Consider the following 20,898-nt stretch of genomic DNA (forward strand, 5'->3'; position numbering starts at 1 on the left):
AGGCTAGGGTGTACGAGTCGAGCTAAAGCTACGACCTACAAGCGAGACAGCTCCCACCTAGGTTATCCTCTGGTAGGAGCGAGTTCACCTCGCGATCTTTTATCTCGCTGTTGTCGGGCTAAGGTTAGGGTATACGAGTCGAGCTAAAGCTACGACCTACAAGCAGAGCCAGCTCCTACCTAGGTTATCCTCTGGTAGGAGCGAGTTCACCTCGCGAGCTTTTATCGCTTTTTTGTCGAGCTAACGTCAGGATGTACGAGTCGAGCTAAAGCTACGACCTACAAGCGAGCCAGCTCCTACCTAGGTTCTCCTCTGGTAGGAACGAGTTTACCTCGCGAGCTTTTATCGCTTTTTTTCGAGCTAACGTCAGGATGTACAAGTCGAGCTAAAGCTCCGACCTACAAGCAGAGCCAGCTCCTACCTAGGCTTTCCTCTTGTAGGAGCGAGTTCACCTCGCGATCTTTTGTCGCTACGACCTACCATTCAATAAGCTGATAAAGAATGCCATTTCTAGCGCTCTTTCATGTAGGCTTTTAAATCGGCCTGAGGCACCACCGTGACCCGCTTCCAAGTCGGTTTTAAAGATCAGTACATTATCATCCGTTTTATATTCTCTAAGCTTAGCAACCCACTTCATGGGCTCCCAATACTGCACTTGCGAGTCGTGCAGACCTGTGGTGACTAGAATATTTGGATAGGCTTTGGCTTCAATATTGTCATACGGTGAATACGCTAAAATATTCTGGTAGTCCGCTTCATTATTCGGATTACCCCATTCATCATACTCGTTGGTGGTCAATGGGATTGACTCATCCAACATGGTAGTTAACACATCCAAGAAAGGCACATGGCAGCCTAACCCTAAATACAGCTCTGGAGCTTGGTTTGCAATTGCACCCATTAACAGGCCACCTGCACTTCCGCCTGATGCAAACACTTTGTCTTTATGGCCGTAGCCCTGCTCAACCAAGGCCTTGGTAACATCAATAAAGTCGTTGAAGGTATTTTGCTTATGCGCTTTTTTGCCTTGCTCATACCATTCACGACCAAGCATCTCAGAACCTCGAATATGCGCAATCGCGTATACAAATCCTCTATCTAACAAGCTTAGAATTTGACTAGAGAAGTTAGGGTCGATAGTAATACCATAAGAGCCATAGCCATACTGCAATAGTGGATTGCTACCGTCTTGATTAAACTTATCTTTGCGATAGACCAAAGATACAGGGACTTTAACGCCATCTCTGGCGGTTATGTGCAAACGTTCAGAGTGATAATATTCTGGTTTAAAATCACCTAACACTTGCTGCTGCTTTTTAAGCGTTTTCTTACCTGTGGTTAAGTCACAATCGTATACTGAGCTTGGAGTTGTCATGCTCGAATAGTGGATACGAATATTACTTGAACTTGGCTCAGGGTTATTTCCAACCGTGGCAAAATAACAAGCATCATCAAATCCAAGGTGATAGCTCTGCCCTTGATAATCGTGGACAACAAAACGGATCTGCCCTTGTTCACGCTCAGTCAGCACAAAGTGACTATTGAACAGCTCCAAGCCTTCTAATAGTATATGGTCGCGATGGGCAACCAACTCTTCCCATTGCTCGACATCACCAACGGTTGCTGCTGTTGCACGCATTAAACGGAAGTTTTTAGCATTCTTATTACTCAGGATGTAAAAGAACTCTCCCATTTTTTCAAGACCATATTCATGGCCAATTTCTCTTGGAATAAGGGTACTAAACTCACCGCAAGGATCGTTTGCATCCAGTATTAACTGATCGCTCGTTTCCGTCGCTGCGAGATAGATATAAATAGCGCTTTCGTCACGACTTTTACCCAATCCCATATAAAATTGGCGATCTTGCTCTTCAAACACCAAAATATCATCACTTTGTGGCGTTCCCAACACATGGCGATACACTTGGAAGCCGAGCAACGTTTGCTCGTCTTTTTTGACATAAAATACGGTTTTATTGTCGTTCGCCCAAATTACCTGACCTTCCGTGTTATACAGCACGTCTTGTAGTAATGTATTGGTGTTTAAATCAAGAAACTTGATGGTGTAAATTCGACGCCCATCGGTATCTTCACTATAGGCAAGCAGTTGCTCATCTGGGCTTACAGTAATATCACCGATGTCATAAAACTCGTTGCCAGCGGCTAACTGATTAATGTCTAACAGCAGTTTTTTATCCGACAAATCTTCTTGTGATGCACGATAATACTTAGCATATTCCTCATCACCACTCACTTCACTCACATACCAATAGTTGCCATCTTTGGCGGGCACTGAGCTATCGTCTTTTACGATACGACCTTTCATTTCTTCAAACAGCTGGGTTTGCAGCGCTTGATGAGGCGTCATTTGCGCTTCACAGTAATCATTCTCTGCTTTGAGGTGTGCCAACACATCAGCATTTTTACGCTCGTCATCACGCATCCAGTAGTAGTTGTCGATACGTTCATGATTATGGTGCAGCAAGGATTTCGGCTGCTTTTTGGCTAGCGGTTGAGTTTTTTCCATCACCAGTTGTCATCCTAAATTCGTTATTTTTCGCCAGTGTATCACAGCAAATTTAGGAATTAACAACCATCTAAAAAGCTTTCTGGTGTTTCCTCTACAGCAACACCCTGAGACTTTGCAACCTGCCACAATTGCTCTCCTTGTGATTTAGGCACAAGCCAATTACAGGCAAAACTCGAATATAGATAAACTTCTTCATCTTCTACAGAAAGTAGCTCAACTCCAAATTGATCCTGCTTATTTGGATGGCGATAAACACAAAGCTTATTGTTGCTCGTCATTCTATACACTTTCGGCAGTGGTGAGCGCCAGTTATAAATGTGAATTTCACGATTCTCAAAGTTGAGGATTAATGTGTGTTCCAGATTAATGATTGCATAAACAATGACACCTGCAGTGAGCAGTAGCATCACTATTATTGCTGGTCTTGCCAAACTAGCATCCACAGTCAATGAATTGCCAGAAACGACATCCTCAACCGTTATCGCATAATAAGTACCCAATGCAAAAAATATAGTGCATGCCAAAATTTGCAAAGGTAGAAGCCTAAAGCTTTTTTTTAATGTAATGCACTGAATCATAATATCCTTTATTTTCTAATCACTGATAATCAACTCTATTGGTATAGCGCATATTAAGACGTTAAATTAGCAGCTAAAATAGCTTAGATGTAGGCCCAACAGCCCTCATTTTTCTTTTGCCATATGCCAAAGCAGCAAAGAAAGAAGTGGCGATACGGACTCATATTGGCAGATAGCCGGAGCGTTTTGTAAACGTAATTTTTGTCTGCATAGGATAAAACTCAGAAAATTTATTACTTAACAAATGATAAGAAATATTATCAGCTCACAATACTCACTTTTAGTAAGTATTGTGAGCGAACAGAACTACTAACTACTCATGCTTAAAGCCAATACGTATCACAGAAATAGCATATTCAATCCCCTCAACATCCATGCGACCTTGCTGATTTCTATTCCCTGTACTCATTTCATCAAGGTAAATCGTTAAAGACTTGTCTGCTGCTGCAATGAGTTCACCATCATCAATCACCCCGTTGTAATTAACATCTTGCCAAACCTTAAGGTAATGATAATTATTATCAAATTTATCGAGTATTGCATCTTGGTTTGAATCTAATAGAGAAATAGTGTCTTGAGTCTCAGTAAATGGCTTGAATAATATCTCACTCGCACTATCTAACTGATTGTTTTGATTTGCATCAACGATCAATAATGCATCATCACTTCCCACTGTAATGGAGTTGGTGTTTGGATTAAGTGACCATTCTACTCCATCCTGTGCCAGATCAAGTGCGATAAAATGCCCTGACGTAGCTAAAGTATCTAGGCTTCTATAGCCTCGGCAAGGTGGCTCATCAGGTCTATGTACTACACTCATCATACCGCAAACTATATCTGTAACGGTTTCCGGTCTTCCATCATTCGGATTTGACCAACTAGTTGGAATATTAAACTCTTGCTGTATAGCTTGATCCATAAATGACTCAAACTTACTACCAACGAAAAAGCTAGAAGCTGTACCAGCAAATGCAGAAAGCAACATACCTTGTGGACTGGTCCCCGCTAATATTGACACAGCTTTGGCTACTCCCATGCCTGTACTGATCCCTACAACAAATGTCATCGCCTCTGAAATAGCAAGCCGATTCTCGCCGTTAGCTAGATGGATAAAAGTCTGCAATGTTCCATTTGTAGCGACTATCAACATGTTAATTTTCGCTATTTTTTCACTTACTTTCTGATGTAGCCTTCTATTCGTTCTCACCTTCTTTCGATATTCTTCTAGAGCATTTAGTATTTCCTTTGCTGCCACCGCAAGATCATTTGCGGTTTCATTAAATTTGGCTTCTTGCTCTGCTGTAGTGTCTGAATTACCATTACTCCCGCTACCCGAAGATGCTCCACTGCTACTTGAACTGCCACCGCCAGAATCTCCCCAACCCCCCGAGAAACATCGTGCCTGCCTCATACTACGTACATTAATTACGCATTCTCTCTCGTGCTTCCAGCCATTAACTTCAATACGTTCAACGTCATCACTTGCTTGTACTTTAGCTGATGCACTGATGACCCCCAGAGCAAATGTAATAGCGCCTGAAATAAGTGATACTTTCAAAACAACCCCTCAATTAAACAATTTTTTGCAATTATATTAAAATTACCCAAAACAGGTATAGCAAGAAATTATTAATTTCCCTTTTTCAGAAACGAATTAGGTTTTTAATACACAAAAAAGGCCGAGCATCACTGCGCGGCCTTTATATTATTGAGTGTAAACGAGAGTTTCTAAGCTTCTGCTTTCTCTAGTTGGTTATCGCCAGATTTAGGCTTGCGTCTGATCTTCGCTTTTAAGCGCGAACCCGCACCCTGCACATCCGTTAGGATGATGTATAAGGCCGGCACTAACACCAGCGTGATAAGCGTTGCGAATAGCACTGCAAAGCCAAGTGATACCGCCATCGGAATAACAAACCTTGCTTGTAGACTCGTTTCAAAGATGATTGGCATGACACCGGCAAACGTCGTGATAGAGGTTAGCGTGATTGCCCTAAAGCGTGCACAACCCGCTTCAATAACCGCCTCTTTAAGCTTAACCCCCTCGGCACGTGCTTGGTTGATATAGTCCGTCATTACCAAGGAGTCGTTGATCACAACCCCAGCGGCGGCTACTAGTCCAAACATAGACATAGTACTCATATCTAAGCCAAACACTAAGTGACCCCATAGCGCGCCAACTAAGCTAAACGGAATAACCGACATCACGATAAGCGGTTGCGCATAGCTCTTCAGCGGTACAGCCAATAGGATATAAACCATCAACATACCAGCGGCAAAGAATAAGATCTGCTCACTGGTTTGTGCTTGGCGCTCTTCCACACTGCCACCTAGCTTAGTTTTTACGCCAGGGAACTGTTTTAGTAGCTCTGGTAAGATATTTTCTTCGATATTCTTAACCACGGCATCTGGCTCAATCAGCTCTTCATCGATGCTACCGTATACATATACCGTTCTAAAGCCATCTTCACGACGAATATAATTGATACCCGGCTTCTCGGTAAACTCTACGACATCGCCTAGCATCACTTCTTTGCCTTTTGGCGTTGTGATGATAGTACGCTTAAGTGAAGCCAAAGCTTTACGATCTAGTTCAGGATAACGCACCATCACTTTGATCTCTTCGCCATCACGAATAACACGCTGTGCTTCGCCACCGTAGAAGCTATTACCAACCTGAATCGCAACATCAGAAAGTTGCAAGCCAAGCTCATAAGCCACTGGCTTAAGCGCGATCTGCATTTCTTTACTCGCAGGGTCAATACTTGAGCTGATATCAAATAACCCGGGTTGCTGCTGCAACATAGAAATAAGCTGTCTGCCCGCCGCATTGAGGGTCTCGATATCAGAACCTAGCAAGCGATAACCAAATTCACCCTCACCACCACTTTGATCGCCAACACTGTCATACACAATGATTGATTTCACTGCGGTGATCTCTGGCATTGCCTCGCGCCAACGACGTGCAAGTTCAAAAGCCGTAAATGGTCTTTGCTCTTCATCAACTAATGTCGATAACACCGAGCCCTTAGTGCGGCTTTGGTTCCAAGAATATACATCCTTAATCATGCCTTGACCGAACTCTTGAGCAATCTCTTTATCGACATTGCGTACCATTAACTCAATAGACTGCATCGCTGTAATGGTCTGCTCGTCTGATACGTTGTCGTTCATGGTAATTTCGATCTTTGGATAATCTTCAGGCACCTTAGGGAACGGAATAAAGCGCACTAAATTCGAAGTCACTAAGCTAAAGCTAAATACCAGCATCGCCACAAAAGTTAATAATACGGTCCAGCGCCAGTCAACACAGCGCTGAATAAAGCGTCTGTATGGTCCGTTTACAAATGCAAAGAACTTCTTGTTAAATGCAGCACGACGACTGTTTGGACGTAGTGGTTTAATCTTAGTGTGAGCAATGTGCGCTGGTAAAATCCATTTGGATTCAATCAAACTGAATACCAAGCACAGAATAATAACGCCCGAGATTGACTTAAAGAATGCACTTTCAGGACCAGATGAGAACAACATAGGTGCAAACACAGCAATGGTTGTTAATACACCGAAAGTTGCTGGCGTTGCAACACGCTTAGCGCCAATTACCACATTCTTAACGCTGTGGCCTTTGCGTTCAATTTCGGAGTAGGCGGACTCCCCTATGACGATGGCGTCATCCACCACGATCCCAAGTACCATGATAAAGGCGAACAGCGATACAATATTAATACTGATCCCAAGTGCTGGCATAAATAGGAACGCACCGAGGAAACACACCGGCAAACCAATCATTACCCATAGCGCTAATTTGAAGCGTAGGAAAATAGTCAGCATGATTGCGACAAGTAACGCCCCCTGTAACATATTGCTCTTCATCATCTCGAGTCGAGCGTTCAGGTAGTACGTCATATCAACGATTGGTTCTAATCTTAAGCCTGCGGGTAATTTAGCGTTTTTCTCTTCGATATATTTATGTACCGCTTTCGCGATTGGGATCATATTTTGGTCTTTGGTCGCTTTAACCGACAGGAATACCGCATTTTCACCATTCAAACGGAAGTAATATTCACCTTCAGTCAGGCCATCTTTAATTTCTGCGATATCTTGAAGATAAATTTTAGCGCCGTTATCACCGACCTTAACAGGAATGTTTCTAAACTCATTACCACGGTACATTTGATTTTCAACACGCACTGCAATAATGCCAGATTCGGTCCTGATTTGACCTGCTGAAATGTTGGTCGAATAACGTCTAATTGCGCTACTTACATCACTAATCGTTAGGTTGTAGCGGCGCAGAGCATCTGGATCAACTTCAATGCCAATCTCGTAATCAGGGGTTGAACGGTCAACCAGTGAAATCGTTGGAATTTCTAATAATTCATCTTCGATTTCTTTGGCAATTGGCTTGAGGGCATTCAAGGGTAGATTACCAGCCAGCGCGATGTTCACCACGTCTTGACGAAATTCTATAAGCTGAACCTGCACAGGCTCCATGGACGCTGGGAAGGTCGCGATACTATTCACACGCGAGCGAATTTTATCTTCTACTTCCGTTAGGTCTTCATCTTTATAGATTTCAAGTTGCGCACTACCGCTGCCTCTAGCGGCACGGTAAACCCCTTTTTTGATTTCTGTAACGTCTTTTAATGCTTCTTCAATTTTGATCAAGATCCCCTCTTCAATTTCTTGAGGAGACGCACCAGGATACACGGCTGACACCGTCACATAATTGATCTCAAAGTTTGGAAACATTTGCCTTTGGATAGTCATATAACTGATAAAACCCATTATCAGTATGAAGACCATCAACAAGTTTGCCGCTACCGTATTATTCGCAAAATAAGCGATAATACCGCGCTGCGATGTTTTTTCTATATCACTCATGGTCGCTCCTTGCTGTTACAGCTTTTCCGGCTGACTACTTGGCTTTGATGAGGAGTCCGTGCCAGCAACTTTAACTTCCATGCCTTTTTGTGGATATTCAGGTGGTGTCATGACCACTTTATCGCGACTTGTGATGCCATCACCAATTAGGAAGAACTCACCCTCTTCGCGGATAACTTGCACTTTACGTGGCTCAAGCTGGTTATCTTGATTAAGTAACCAAACCGACTGATTATTCACGATATCCTGAGGTAGACGGTAGATTTGTTTTAACGTTTTACCCGCAAAGCTAACTTGTACATACGTACCGTATTTTATCGCTGGCTGGCGCGTTGTAAGACCGTACGGGTCGTTAATACGCACCACCAAGTTGTTCATACGCGTTTGTTGGTCAACAGTACCTAAATCTCTATCAATTACCGCTTCACGAGTGAAAGCACTCACACCACGCTGATAAACCGTAGCGGCAAGGCCTGACACTCGCTCAGGTAAAAACACAGAATCAAAACCCGCGATAGGAATAATCACTTCCGCAGTTTCGATGTTATTGACCGTACCAACTGAGCTACCCATAGAAACGAACTGACCAAGACCAACGTCTTTTTTCACCACTAGTGCGTTATAAGGCGCGATAACTTCGCAGTTTTCTAGGTCTCGCTTTGCACGCTGCAGTGCAGCTTTTGCCGATTTTACTGAGGCTTTGGCGCTCATGACCTGTGGTTTACGTAAAAATAGGTCGGTATGCTTTTTATTTGGAAATCTTCTTGCTTCATCAGCAGCTACATCAGCTTGTGCTTGCTCTTCGATAAGCTGCGCCTCGGCTCTGGCAAGTTCTGCTTCTGCTTGTAACAACGCCGCTTCGTAGTTATCTTGCTCGATACGTAGTAACACCTCGCCTTTTTGTACCACACCGCCTTCAACAAAGTTAGGGTGCCAGTATTCAACTTCGCCCGATACTTGAATAGAAAGCTGTGTACTTTCTAGCGGTTTTACTTCGCCATAGCTTTGGATCACAACTTGGTGATCTTGCGCAGCGAGAGTTTCAACTTCAACAACAGGACGAGAATCGACTTCTTGCTTCTCAGGTTCACTCTTAGCAACGGCATTGACGAACATAAATCCGACAACACCGACTATAAGCACGGTAAAGGGTAGAATCCATTTTAAAGTTTTAGCTTGCATGACAGTACCTATTGATAATTTTCTGACCGTATAGTACCAAGTTTAGCGCGTTCTCGGATGTGACATTTGTAAGAATCTGTTACACCTTTAGAACAACTTTTTATAACTATCGAAAAACAGTGGGAATTATAAAGTTATTTCAAACAGTTAATCACCAAAACCATTGATTTAAAAAGACCTTTCCAATTACGGCTTTTGTAATTTACATAACAATTTCCTCAGCTTTTTGTCACATTTTCACCCTAGATCTGCTTAGTGACATGGTGAAGCTCAAGCGCTAGAACGATACAGCCTACCAATACGATAGCGAACAACAGATAGATCCCAAGCAGCGGACTCAAGATGTCAAACATACTCGCCACAACTAAAGACAAGAAAACAGCAATAACCACCGCGACTAACACGAGAGAAGCCCGACTCCAACACTGCTCAATAAGAACATCGCGTACCTTAGCACCGACTAAACGCTTAATATTAAAGACTGGCGCATTTAATATGGCGAGGTAGCCGAGCAAACCATACATACCTGCAATTACCTGTATCAACATCATCAGTGCGATCATCAGCCCAGCTAAAAAGCTCAGCTTGGCTGTTTTGTTGAGTTGCTGCATACGTAATTTAATATCGACGAGCTTTAAAATAGATTGGCTTGGGTTTTGTTGCTTGTACAAGGCGGTAACCGTATGCAAGTCTAATTTCTCTCCCGCTTTGGCTCGCACCAGAATATTTCCACTAATAAAATTAAAAGGTAGATAAGCCAAGGCTTGTGCTTGGGAGGTATGGCTAAAGGTGTTTTCAACAATACCCACAAGGGTAATAGGGCGCTGATTTCTGTCGTAGATAGTCATGCCGATATCTGCAGCTGTTACGCCAAGGCGCTGTGCTAAAAGCTGATTGAGCACCACTTTTTTCCCCGAACCATTGATAGCTAAGTCATCCTCAGAGAATCCGCCACCAGCAATAAATCTTAGGCCTGAGGTGCTAAAGTAATTGGGCCCGCTGAGCTGTAAATAAGCAACGACTGAGTCGCTGCCATCATCAACTAAGCTTAGCGGCTCCAGAAATACAAACTCGTGGGGTAATACGCCAGCTAGAGCAGCACTCTCGACACTTGGGAGCTGTCTAAGCGCCGACAAGTTTATCATCGCTTGATTATATCTTGCTTGAATAGCATCTGAGCTGCGGTCGTAGTTACTTTGCTGTAACTCAACAAAATAAAGGTTATTTGAGTTAAAACCACTTGAGGTATTTAGCTGCCCGCCAAAGTAACTCAATAGCCAAAATGCAAAGCTCATTGTGACTATACCCACACCAATTTGCAATCCGAGTAAGGCTTGGCTCATTGCCTTAGGTAATTGTTTGACCTGTCCCTTTCCTGAGCCACTTAGTTGACTACGAATATCCTTAAATGACACCTGAGACATTGCCAGTTTTACAAACACCAATGCGCAGAGTTGAGCAAAGACAACCACCAACAAGCAGCTCCACCAAGGCAGCGTTAGCCAAACTGCGTGTGCTAAAGCCTCCTTTGCCCAAAACTGCATTAGCCAAACGCCAGCATTCGCTACCCCTATAGCAAACAATGACGCAAACAAAAAAATTAAGGCGATATAACACCACTGCTCTAGTTGTAGATTAACGCGCTTAGCACCGAGTACAATAGCCAGTGCCAGCTTGTTTTGTTTGGCTTTAAAGTCTAGCAAGTAGAGTGAAAATGCATTCACTAAGGTAATGACAAGTAGCCCAACGCCTGCAAGTGATAACCATTGCGTCGTTGTTCTTAGCTGCCCTTTTAGTTTATCTGCAAGTGGTAACAACGAAAACCTGAGCGTCGCACGACCAGATATCGCCTGTTCTAACTGAGCTTGCTCAAAGGCAACTTGAAACTGTGCTTGTAAAAGCGTTAACTGCGCCTGTACATTGCCTTGCTTTATACGACCTACAAAAAATAAGTCGCTTCTTACCGCCAAATGATCCATACCCGTAATACGGTCACCCATCACCTGCGTAAACGGCAGGAATACTTCACTGCTGCGGTTAGATTGATATAACTGTGGTTCAGACTCATCGCACGCGACCACTCCCACCACGATATAACGACGATCATCTAGCTGAATGCTCTGCTCTATAATATTTTCATCAGGAAAATATTGCTGCACAAAGCACGCTGTCACAACGACTTCGTTAGGTGCTGTACCAAGCTCATTACTTTGGGAAAACCACCTCCCTTCTTTTAAAGCAATATTAAAGAGCGAAAAGAAATCATCACTGACGTAAGTTGTCTCAATCCTCGGCTCAACCACTGAACCACGTAGTAAGCTGTGGCTATACAATACTGCGGAGGCTTTATCAAACAATTGCTTGTCTTGAGCAAGCTGCCACGCAACAGGCGTGGAAATAGCATTTTCCATGATCGCCTTGTGATGCTCATCTAACATATCCCCTTGCAGCCAAAAGAGTTTATCGCTTTGCGGATAAGGTAGCGGCTGATAAGCTTGCCATGATAAGCCAATACTCATCATCATAGCAGCGAAAGCGCCGCTCAATAACACAACTAACATTAGATTAAGCCTATACCTCAAACGCCTCAATAGCTTATGCCATAATGTCATGCTTATCCCTTCACTAATTCAGATGGGTTGATTAATGCATTGAGTGGCCTGCGCAGTATTTGCTGTAGTGAAAAGTACAAACACGAACTCGATACCAACACTATCCCCACAGCCGCAATCGAAAACTCTGCCACATTAAATGTTTGCTGAAAGTATGGCGACAATAATAAACAGCCTGTCAGGGAGATCATTAACGCAATACCTATGTGCTTAAAGTGGGTATTAAGATCCTCTCGAGTTAGATCGCTGTGTTTGGCACCCAGCACCATTTTCGTGCCGTAATAAGAAACCTTAAGTGATTGGCTATAACGAAAGACACCAAACAGGCCAATAATCACGAGCAACAACGCCAATGCAAAGATAAATAGTGCTCCATAGGTGACCAAGGTATCGGTCAACAGGTATTGCTCACGCTGCGCAGTAAGTGATTTAAAACTAAAGATTTTCAATGCTGGATGAACTTGCGTAAGCAGCGCTGCAAAATGGGATTTAGTAACCGGCTGCTTAGTCTTAATTAACGCCGTATTACTTCCTTGTACTGCTCGATACACATGGGGCAGTGCGGGTTCGCCTGGCACGGCTAAATCAGCAACGACACCAATAATTTCAAACGCTGCATCTTCGTCTGTAATGTTAAAACTCAAGCGCTTGCCTAGCGCCTTTTCCTCTCCACCTAGTTGCTCTGCAAAGGTCTTATTGATAATTAACTGCTGCTCACCGCGGCGCACCGCTTCACTATCGAAAAACTGACCTTGTAGTAACGGCAAAGAAAAAAACTCAAGATAACCACTATCCACAACTCGGCCAACCGGATGCACTCGTTTGAGCGTCTCGACTTCTTGCAATGACCAAGTGCCAACGCCTTGCCCGATGGGTGAACGGCTTCGACTCACCGCGATTACTTCTGCGGTATTCCCTAGGGCTTCACTGGCTTGACGCATGACTTCTCGGTATTCGTCTCTCGGCATTGTGTCAGGAGCATAAAACGTGACTTCGTATTTATTCTTGAGATCTACCGCATAAGCATTGTTGAGATGAGATATGGCAGCAACACCGACATTAAAGCAGAAGAAGGTCAAGATAATAGAAATACTTAACTGACTCACCGCCATGATCCGTTGCACTCGCGCACTCACAACAACGGCATTCCCCTTACCACTTTGTTTTAGCATGTGCGTTAAGTGACGAAAGCGAATTGCTGACATTCCAGCTAACAACAATAAGCAACTCGTCAATAAAGCGACCAATCCCAGTGTAAGTATACTTTGCCAGGTTAACGAAATCAGCTGCGCTTGCGGCAACAGTCCCACGAGTTCTGTCTGTAGCCACAGGCAAATAGCATAAGACGCGCCAATTGCAACCACGAGTGATACTGAGCAAAGTGCTAGCAACGGTAACCACTGCATCAGCGCAATATCTCTTATTTTTGCTCCCACCACCGCTTGAATTGCCAGCCGGCGCTGGATCTGGCTGAGTCTAGCAAGGTATAAGTTACTGATATTTAAGAGTGCTATACCGAGTAAGCCAAGCGATACCACAAACATTCCAAATAACAATAAGGGAGACTTACCGAGCATAATTGATTTCAACGGCACCGCGCGAATGCCAATATGCCACTTCGCAAAATACTCACTATCGCTCACTTTGCTGCGCCAAAGTGTGTTCATTTCGTTGGAAAGTGAGAGGCTAACTTGTGCATGCTTCACACCTGTAGCCAGTTTACCCACCATCAAATTAACCGCGTAGCGGTTCCACCAGTACGGCTTTGCTTCCTCTAAAGTTAGGTTATATTGCCAAGGTAGCCATACCGCAGTGTTGTGCGTGAGCTTTTTTAAGTTAGGTTCATAAAACCGCTCTGCCGCCACCCCGACAATCGTAAACTCCCGCTCATCCAGACGCAGCGTTTTATTTAAGATATTAGGATCGCCATTGAAGTGGTTTTGCCAAGCTTGAAAGCTCAGCACAGCCACAGGGCTGCTCTCATCGACAGGTTCGGTAATAACCCGCCCCATCGCAAGCGGCATATCAAAAATACTAAACCACTCGGGCGAGACATAAGCCGATTCAACTTGAGGGGCATCGGCATCCGAAGTAAGCAATTGCTCGGCATAATGCACCATCGCCAGTTGCTCCATTGCGGCAGGTTTATGCTCGTATAAATGCATCAATGATGGGTAGTTAAAGGCTTCGCTGCTCTCGTTGCCATTTTCATCAAACATCGGGTATTCAAGTTTAACAATACGTTCTGAATCCGGGTATGGTAGAGGTGAGAAATACAGGCTATGTAACATTCCCATTGCGACCAGCATCACAACGAATACGCAGCTCAGCGTAGTCACCACACTAACATGGTAAATATTTGCACGGCCTAAGTTGAACACTTGCATGGTGCCCTCTCTATGCTCGTTGACTAACAGATTGAGCAGAAGCGACGGTGCCTAACAGCTCACCATCAAACAATTTCACCTGCCTTGGAGCCATATCGGCATAACGAGGATCGTGCGTCACCATACAAACTGTGGTGCCTTGTTGATGCAATTCAGCGATTAATTGCATCACCTGATCGCCACTTTTCGAATCTAAGTTACCCGTCGGTTCGTCCACCAGTAGAATGCTTGGTTCGGTCACCAAAGCACGAGCAATCGCGACACGCTGCTGCTGCCCGCCTGATAACTGATTTGGCTTGTGTTGAACGCGATGCGACAATCCAACCTTTTGTAAACAATACTCGACTCGTAGCTTTACTTCAGCCTTACTCAACTTCTCAGGACGATACTTTAGGGGTAAAGCGACGTTATCGAATACCGAAATTTCATCAATGAGATTAAAGGCCTGAAAGACAAACCCAATATGCTCATTGCGAAGCTCAGCGGCCTGATCAAGCGTCAGGGTTGTTACATCATGAGCACCAATCGTATAACTGCCACTTGTTGCTTGGTCAATTAAACCAATGATGGATAACAAAGTAGATTTACCACAACCAGAGGGGCCAGAGATCGAAATAAAATCGCCTTTTGCTATTTCCAGTGAAATATTTCTCAGTGCGTGTGTTTGCAGCTCTTCGGTTTCGAACACTTTATTGATATTTTTAAGCACTATCATTTTGATATTCCTACTTTAATAAGATTGTCTCATCTAGACTGGCAAGATAGGCTAGATCAGAAATGATTAATCGTCTCCCGGCTTCAACGCCAGAATCTATAACAATATATTTCCCAGTTGAAGCACCAAAGGTGATTTCTACTGGCTTTGCGCTATCATCACTAGTCAGGGCAAATAAGGTCTGCGTTTGATTTTCTTTGGCATTGGCGGGGCGCTGCACATAGGTGGCATTGGCAAGATGCTTAATGGCGATGCTGGCAGAGATACTCAGCTGCGAGCGTGCCTGCTTTGGTAATGTATTTGGTAAACTCACCTCAACTTCCACACTATTGTTTGTCACCACTGGGTCAACTCGGAGCACTTTGCCTTTTACTTTGTTGGCCTGCATGTTCACCATCACGTCTTGCCCAGTTTCAACCCAGCGCACTTGGGATTGTGGCACAGACAATACCGCCACCAACGACTGGTTAGAGCCAATCAATGCTAATTCATCACCAACATTGACTCGTTGCCCAAGCGCCAGAGGCATGCGCTCAATGATCCCTGAAGTGCTGGCTTTAATCTCCAGTTGTTGTTGTTTTTCCAGCAAGTTATTGAGTTCTTGCTCGCGAATGTTAATTTCTTCGTTGGCAAGTGTAAGCGCCGAACCATGCAGTGCTTGAAGCTGTTTAGCTTGCTGTTCTAACATAGTGATTTCATGTTGTAAGGTACTCAAACTGGTTTCAGTTTGGGCAAAGTTCAGCGCGGAAATAATGCCTTGTTGTGCAAGGTTTTGCTCCGCGCGGTGACGCAATACTAAGGTTTTTAGCGCGCCTTGTTTTTGCATCAGCTGTGTTTGTTCGTTTAACAGCTCCCGTTGTTGAGTCAGTAACAGCTGCTCTTTTATTGCCCACGACTGACACAAAGCTTGTTTGGCTTGTTGAACCTGTAACGCCAAGTCTGGACTCACAAGCTCGGCGATCACTTCACCTTTGTGCACAATTGCGCCCGCTTTATGGTGGATAGTTTTAACGATAGCCGCGCTTTGCGCGTTTAATAAAAACTGCTCAGCACTACGTAATTCTCCAAAGCTATCTACTGATAAGGTAAACGGACCTTGTTTCACCTCCGCTACCAGTATTTCAGCGCGCATCACACTAGAATGAGGCGCCCATTGTTGCCACAGCAAATAAACAACTATCGCCGCCATTAAACAGGCAACAACGATATAGTGTGTGGTTTTTTTTGGCTTCACTGGTTTGACTAGATCCATTTCCCCTCCTAACTGACTAAGCGCTAAGAGCGAGATTTATGCCAAAATTCAATAATCTTAAATTTCAATAAGTTAAAAAAATTGTAACTGCGAAAGTCAGATGATATTCCGAAATCGGAGCATTCACTCCGGGATCGGAGAGTAACGGCAGTAGATGCAATTTATCTTTTGTGGGGCCCTAAATAAGTACGCGACAAGTCAAAACATAGCAAGCTCCGTAATGGACCTCGTAGCAGCTCACATCGCCCCTCTAGGCGTTGACCAAGGTGATATCTTCCAAACCGGGTCCATATGATGGTACTTGGCATTCAAAAGTCTGTAATAGACCAAGTACTACACGCGAATGTATTACAACGTATCAACGACTCTGAGTACTATGGTAATGAATACAGCCTAAACGAGGTGATGAACAACCTGACCGCCGCTATTTTCGTTGCTGATAAGAATGCAACGACACTGAGCCAAAGCCTGCAAGCAAATAGAGTACGTTTCTCGCTTGAGCAAAACGAGCAAATACGACAATTTGGCAAAAGCCGCTGCACTATTCCAGCTGCAGAGTATTTTGGATAAGAGTACAGCTTGGGGTGCCGATCAGGCACATATAGCGTATATCGACCGTATGATCACAAAAGCGCTAGAAGCGTAACTCAAAAGCTTTTGTATTACGCGAGTGAAATGAGCGAAAACGTTAAGGGCTAGCAATTTGCTAGCCCTTGTTTTGTCTGGTTATATCACTAAGCTAAAGCAGGTTTAGAGCGATAGTACTGAATACAACCTAATTGTGCGGCATTAGTCAGTAAAATCATCACAAACATCAACACGTGAGCAACACTAACATGACCTAAGCTCAGTTCTGCAGCCAATCCAATTCCTCCCGCTAAAAACTGCAGTGAGAAATACCTAGCGCTTAAGTTAGAGACATTACCGCTTTTAATCGTTTTATAGGTTTGTGGCATAACGCGAATTGAACTCATCACTAGCCCTAAGTAAGTTAACGCATTTAGCAACGCAGCAGCTTCGATGTCCTTTGCCAATAAAAGCCCAAATGGCAACGTCGACAAAGCAAGCAAGAGTGCTAATTGATTACGCTGTTTCGAGCTTGCGTTGTACCGAATAAAATAATATAAAATAAGTGCGCTCAAAGAGCCTGTAACAACAAAAGGCAGCACCATAAAAAAACGTTCAAAGAAAACGTTGTAGGTAATAAAGTAAGAGCTTTGTGCAACACCAAAACTCATCATTAACAGTGATACACCTGACACACTGCGATTTTTACGGATCTTCCTAATCAAAGGAACAAAGCTTAAAACCAAAACGAAGGAAGAAACGATCGGTAAATATTCGCTCAATGCCAACTCCAAATGTCTAAATTGTTGCAAAGTTAAAGTGCTGTAAAACCTTTAAAAACACATTGTAAATTTATGATTTTTAAGGTTTTATTTTTGAAGGCGCGCATTTTAAGAGCTAAGTTTTAAAATACAACTGGACGCCTAACATCCAACTTTGAATAGGTGGCAAGGCTGGAATACAGGTGTATATAAATAAATACAAGGAATTACTATGAAGTGGCTACTCATGATACTTACTAGCATTGGCTTGAGCGGATGCAATTCCACTCACACCACTACAGCTGACATGAAACAGAAGGTAGACGTAACTTCTCTATTCAATCACTCTCTTTTTACGCTGAAATCAGTTCCTTCAGAACAACAAATCTTCACTTTACCTAAGCAAGAAGAAGAAGCTTTATTAACCTATGTTGAGCGGTTCAGAGGTAAAAGTGTAACCAAAGACGAAATTCTTGGTAATTTCCTTCAGGCAAAAATTGGCCACTTTTCTTACGACGGCGAAACATTCATAGCCAGTGAGTCGCTAAATCAGCAGTCCGGAAATTGCATTTCTCTAGCTATATTATCTCAGGCCTATGCCAATATTCTCGGTATTGAAACTAGTTACGCCAAAGTCGATAGCTTTCCCATCTATCAGAAGAACCAAAATTTCGTACTCACATCAAGCCATTTTAAGACAAAACTAATTACACCAAAGGAAGAATTAGCAACTCTAAATAACAGATTTTTCTTTAGCGGAACTGTTGTTGATTATTTCCCTGAGCAGGATAGTGTATTTTCAGGGAATGCGCAGTATGAAGATTTAGTCGCAAAGTTTTATACCAATTTAGCCGTTTCCGCTTTGTTGGAAGCTGACTATGATATGAGTTATTCTTTGTTGTCTGCCGCGCTCAAATACGCCCCAAGAGACGCTGAAGCTATCAATATTGCCGCGCTGTTACATAAGCATGTTGGTGATAGAAATAGTGCGAAGCAAATCTATGATTATGCCTTCAACAATCACCTCACCAGCACCAATTTATTATTGAATTACCTTAACTATATTCCCAAAGACCAAACTAATCTCAAGAATATGATCCTAGCGGAGCTTGAAAAAAGCCCTACCTCCCCTTTCGATACCCTCTCGTTAGCTTCGAGCTACATAAAGCAACAGCGCTATAAAAAAGCCAAAAAACTTATTGAGCCTTTATTGCTGAATTATCATTACTTGCCGGAAGTTTATGTCGAGCTTGGGAAAATTGCTTATTTAGAGCAAAGATACCAAACCGCATCTGAATACTTTGAGCAAGCAGTCAATAAGTCTAGAGAGCAGTATAAAAAGGACCTATACACCGCCAAGCAAAATATGTTGAACCATTTATTGGTTCGTAATGAGGATATAAAATAAAGAATGACATAAGTTAAGTAAAACTTATGTTAAAATAATATATATAAAACTTTACAAACCACATTATTGTTTCTATTTTGGTGTGTGGATGTTCAAAAAACATACCACTCATTGGCCGTGCTCTACAGTGCACCCAAGGCTTGGTATTGAACGACGCCCAACTTTTTAATTTCAAGTTGGATAACCACACACTCAAAAGGAATAACAATGAAACGACACATTCTTGTCACAGCATTAGGTTTAGCATCTGGTATCGCGATGGCACAAGCGCCATTAACAGAAGCTCAGATGATGGAGTATACCAGCAAAGCTAGCAAGGCAATGATTGGTAAAAAGTACGATCTCAACCTTCCACTTATTACTCAAAACAGTGCTACAAATACTTCAACGTCTACACAGACCATTGTGCAAACAGTTTCACACCCAGATGCAAGCTACATCAAACTACACTTTAAGAACCTCAATCTTGCAAACGGCGGTAAACTTGTTGTTCGCTCGGAGGATAGTGGCGAGCGCTATGAATACACCCAAGGAAGCCTCCGCGCAGCAACGGTTGATCCAAGCCTCGGCGATGACGGCGTTAAACAGTTTTCTGCTATGTCAGTCTCTGCTGATAAAGTCATCATTGAATATACTCCAGGCCAAGGTAATGCAGGCAAAACACCCGAAGTCGATTTTTACTATCATGGTACTGAAGGGCAAGCAACTGTTGAGGGCTTGACCGATGTGACGCCCATGTCAACTTGTGGCGCAATGGAACGCAAAGACGTGCAGTGCTGGGCGCAATCGCACCCGGTGGAATTCGAGCGCTCGCGTCCAGTCGCCAGACTGCTTATGAACGGCAGTCGTTTGTGTACGGGTTGGCGTGTTGGTGCAGATAACCGCATGTTTACCAATAATCACTGTGTGGGATCCGCATCAGAGCTGGCAAATACTGAGGTATGGTTTAATTATCAAAGCACGAGCTGTAACGGCAGTCAGCGCGAGACTGTGGTTAAGATCACAGGTAAAGACTTCCTTAAAACAGATTATACGCTAGATTATACGTTGTTTACCGTCAATGATTTCGCTAAAGCTCAGCCGTTTGGTTACTTCGGCTTAGATGTGCGTAATCCATCGCAGGGCGAGCGTATTTACATTCCTCAACATGGTTCAGGTAACCCTAAAGAACTGTCGATTGAGTCTGATCAAGACACCAATGGACTATGCTCTGTTAACCAAGCAACGGCGAATGGTCGAGGTACCGGCACAGATATAGGCTATTACTGCGACACTATTGGTGGCTCGTCAGGTTCGCCAGTACTTGCAGCCTCAACCAATAATGTTGTTGCGCTACACCACTTAGGTGGCTGTACCAATAAGGGCGCTAAAATTAGCTTAATTTGGCCTCAGGTTTCTACTCACTTTGGTGGCCAAATTCCTGTTGGTGATAATGGCACTACTGATCCATTGCCTGTTGCGTTATTTACTTACAGCTGTAATGACCTAAGCTGCAGCTTCGATGGTTCAGGATCTAGCTCACCAAACGGTTCTATTACACAGCATAGTTGGCAGTTTGGTGACGGCGCATCCGCTTCAGGCGCGCAAACTTCACATAGCTTCACAAACTCTGGCAGCTATACCGTAGAACTCACCGTGACAGATAGTAATGGCGACACCGCGTCAACAACACAACAAGTTGCCGTAACGCTGCCAGGTGAAGAGCAAAAGCTTATCAAGGGAGTTGCAAAAACGGGGCTTGCTGGTGCTAGCGGCAGTGAAACTTTCTTCTATTACGATGCGCCAGCTGGCGCAAATACAGTGACATTTAACACTAGCGGTGGCACTGGTGATGCTGATATGTATGTACTAAAAGGTGCAGAGCCCACCACCAGTAATTGGACTTGTCGTCCTTATCGCTCCGGTAATACTGAGTCTTGCAGCCTAAATGAAGGGGCTGGGCGTTATTGGGTGATGATCCGCGGATATAATGCTTACTCAGGTTTGCAAATCGTAGCAGATCACAACTAGCCTAAACTTCGAATA

The 20,898-nt window shown here is 43.6% G+C and carries 13 protein-coding genes; 3 read left to right on the forward strand and 10 right to left on the reverse strand.

The window, feature by feature from the left end; genetic code table 11:
- Positions 1 to 469 precede the first annotated feature (469 nt).
- The 9 genes from GSF04_RS22535 to GSF04_RS22575 all read right to left on the reverse strand — a co-directional run bounded on the left by GSF04_RS22535 (position 470) and on the right by GSF04_RS22575 (position 16,137).
- Complete coding sequence (locus tag GSF04_RS22535) at positions 470 to 2,527, reverse strand: S9 family peptidase (RefSeq protein ID WP_211858845.1); 2,058 nt, start codon at positions 2,525 to 2,527, stop codon at positions 470 to 472.
- Positions 2,528 to 2,586: 59 nt separating this feature from the next.
- On the reverse strand, positions 2,587 to 3,063 hold the full coding sequence (locus tag GSF04_RS22540; protein ID WP_167310203.1) for a hypothetical protein: 477 nt from the start codon (positions 3,061 to 3,063) through the stop codon (positions 2,587 to 2,589).
- A gap of 358 nt (positions 3,064 to 3,421) precedes the next feature.
- Positions 3,422 to 4,666 carry a hypothetical protein gene (locus GSF04_RS22545; RefSeq protein WP_130165143.1) on the reverse strand — a complete coding sequence of 415 codons (1,245 nt, stop codon included), beginning with the start codon at positions 4,664 to 4,666 and terminating at the stop codon, positions 3,422 to 3,424.
- A gap of 170 nt (positions 4,667 to 4,836) precedes the next feature.
- Positions 4,837 to 7,989 carry an efflux RND transporter permease subunit gene (locus GSF04_RS22550; RefSeq protein ID WP_211858846.1) on the reverse strand — a complete coding sequence of 1,051 codons (3,153 nt, stop codon included), beginning with the start codon at positions 7,987 to 7,989 and terminating at the stop codon, positions 4,837 to 4,839.
- Positions 7,990 to 8,004: 15 nt separating this feature from the next.
- Positions 8,005 to 9,171, reverse strand: a complete 1,167-nt coding sequence (locus GSF04_RS22555) for an efflux RND transporter periplasmic adaptor subunit (protein WP_211858847.1) — start codon at positions 9,169 to 9,171, stop codon at positions 8,005 to 8,007.
- 242 nt (positions 9,172 to 9,413) lie between these two features.
- Positions 9,414 to 11,732, reverse strand: coding sequence for an ABC transporter permease (locus GSF04_RS22560; RefSeq protein ID WP_249122428.1), 2,319 nt, complete (start codon positions 11,730 to 11,732; stop codon positions 9,414 to 9,416).
- A gap of 53 nt (positions 11,733 to 11,785) precedes the next feature.
- A complete protein-coding gene (locus GSF04_RS22565; RefSeq protein ID WP_211858849.1) occupies positions 11,786 to 14,170 on the reverse strand; it encodes an ABC transporter permease in 2,385 nt (794 codons plus the stop codon).
- Positions 14,171 to 14,180: 10 nt separating this feature from the next.
- A complete protein-coding gene (locus GSF04_RS22570; protein WP_039493341.1) occupies positions 14,181 to 14,885 on the reverse strand; it encodes an ABC transporter ATP-binding protein in 705 nt (234 codons plus the stop codon).
- Positions 14,886 to 14,895: 10 nt separating this feature from the next.
- Positions 14,896 to 16,137, reverse strand: coding sequence for an HlyD family efflux transporter periplasmic adaptor subunit (locus GSF04_RS22575; RefSeq protein ID WP_211858850.1), 1,242 nt, complete (start codon positions 16,135 to 16,137; stop codon positions 14,896 to 14,898).
- 291 nt (positions 16,138 to 16,428) lie between these two features.
- On the opposite strand from GSF04_RS22575, the gene GSF04_RS22580 reads away from it, so the two are divergent.
- Positions 16,429 to 16,707: a zinc-dependent metalloprotease gene (locus tag GSF04_RS22580; protein WP_249122429.1), complete on the forward strand. Its 279-nt coding sequence runs from the start codon at positions 16,429 to 16,431 to the stop codon at positions 16,705 to 16,707.
- 164 nt (positions 16,708 to 16,871) lie between these two features.
- On the opposite strand, the gene GSF04_RS22585 is transcribed toward GSF04_RS22580, so the two are convergent.
- The gene (locus tag GSF04_RS22585; protein WP_211858851.1) at positions 16,872 to 17,486 is read right to left on the reverse strand and encodes a SemiSWEET family transporter; all 615 of its coding nucleotides are present in this window, start codon (positions 17,484 to 17,486) and stop codon (positions 16,872 to 16,874) included.
- 211 nt (positions 17,487 to 17,697) lie between these two features.
- Between GSF04_RS22585 and GSF04_RS22590 the strand changes: the two genes are divergently transcribed.
- Together GSF04_RS22590 and GSF04_RS22595 are read left to right on the forward strand one after the other, a co-directional pair.
- Entirely contained in the window at positions 17,698 to 18,873 is a 1,176-nt protein-coding gene (locus GSF04_RS22590; RefSeq protein WP_211858852.1) for a hypothetical protein, read from the forward strand.
- A 207-nt stretch (positions 18,874 to 19,080) separates the two neighbouring features.
- The gene (locus tag GSF04_RS22595; protein ID WP_211858853.1) at positions 19,081 to 20,883 is read left to right on the forward strand and encodes a PKD domain-containing protein; all 1,803 of its coding nucleotides are present in this window, start codon (positions 19,081 to 19,083) and stop codon (positions 20,881 to 20,883) included.
- Positions 20,884 to 20,898: the final 15 nt, after the last annotated feature.

Source organism: Pseudoalteromonas sp. A22 (genome assembly GCF_018141345.1).
In the GTDB taxonomy this organism is placed as follows: Bacteria; Pseudomonadota; Gammaproteobacteria; order Enterobacterales; family Alteromonadaceae; genus Pseudoalteromonas; species Pseudoalteromonas maricaloris.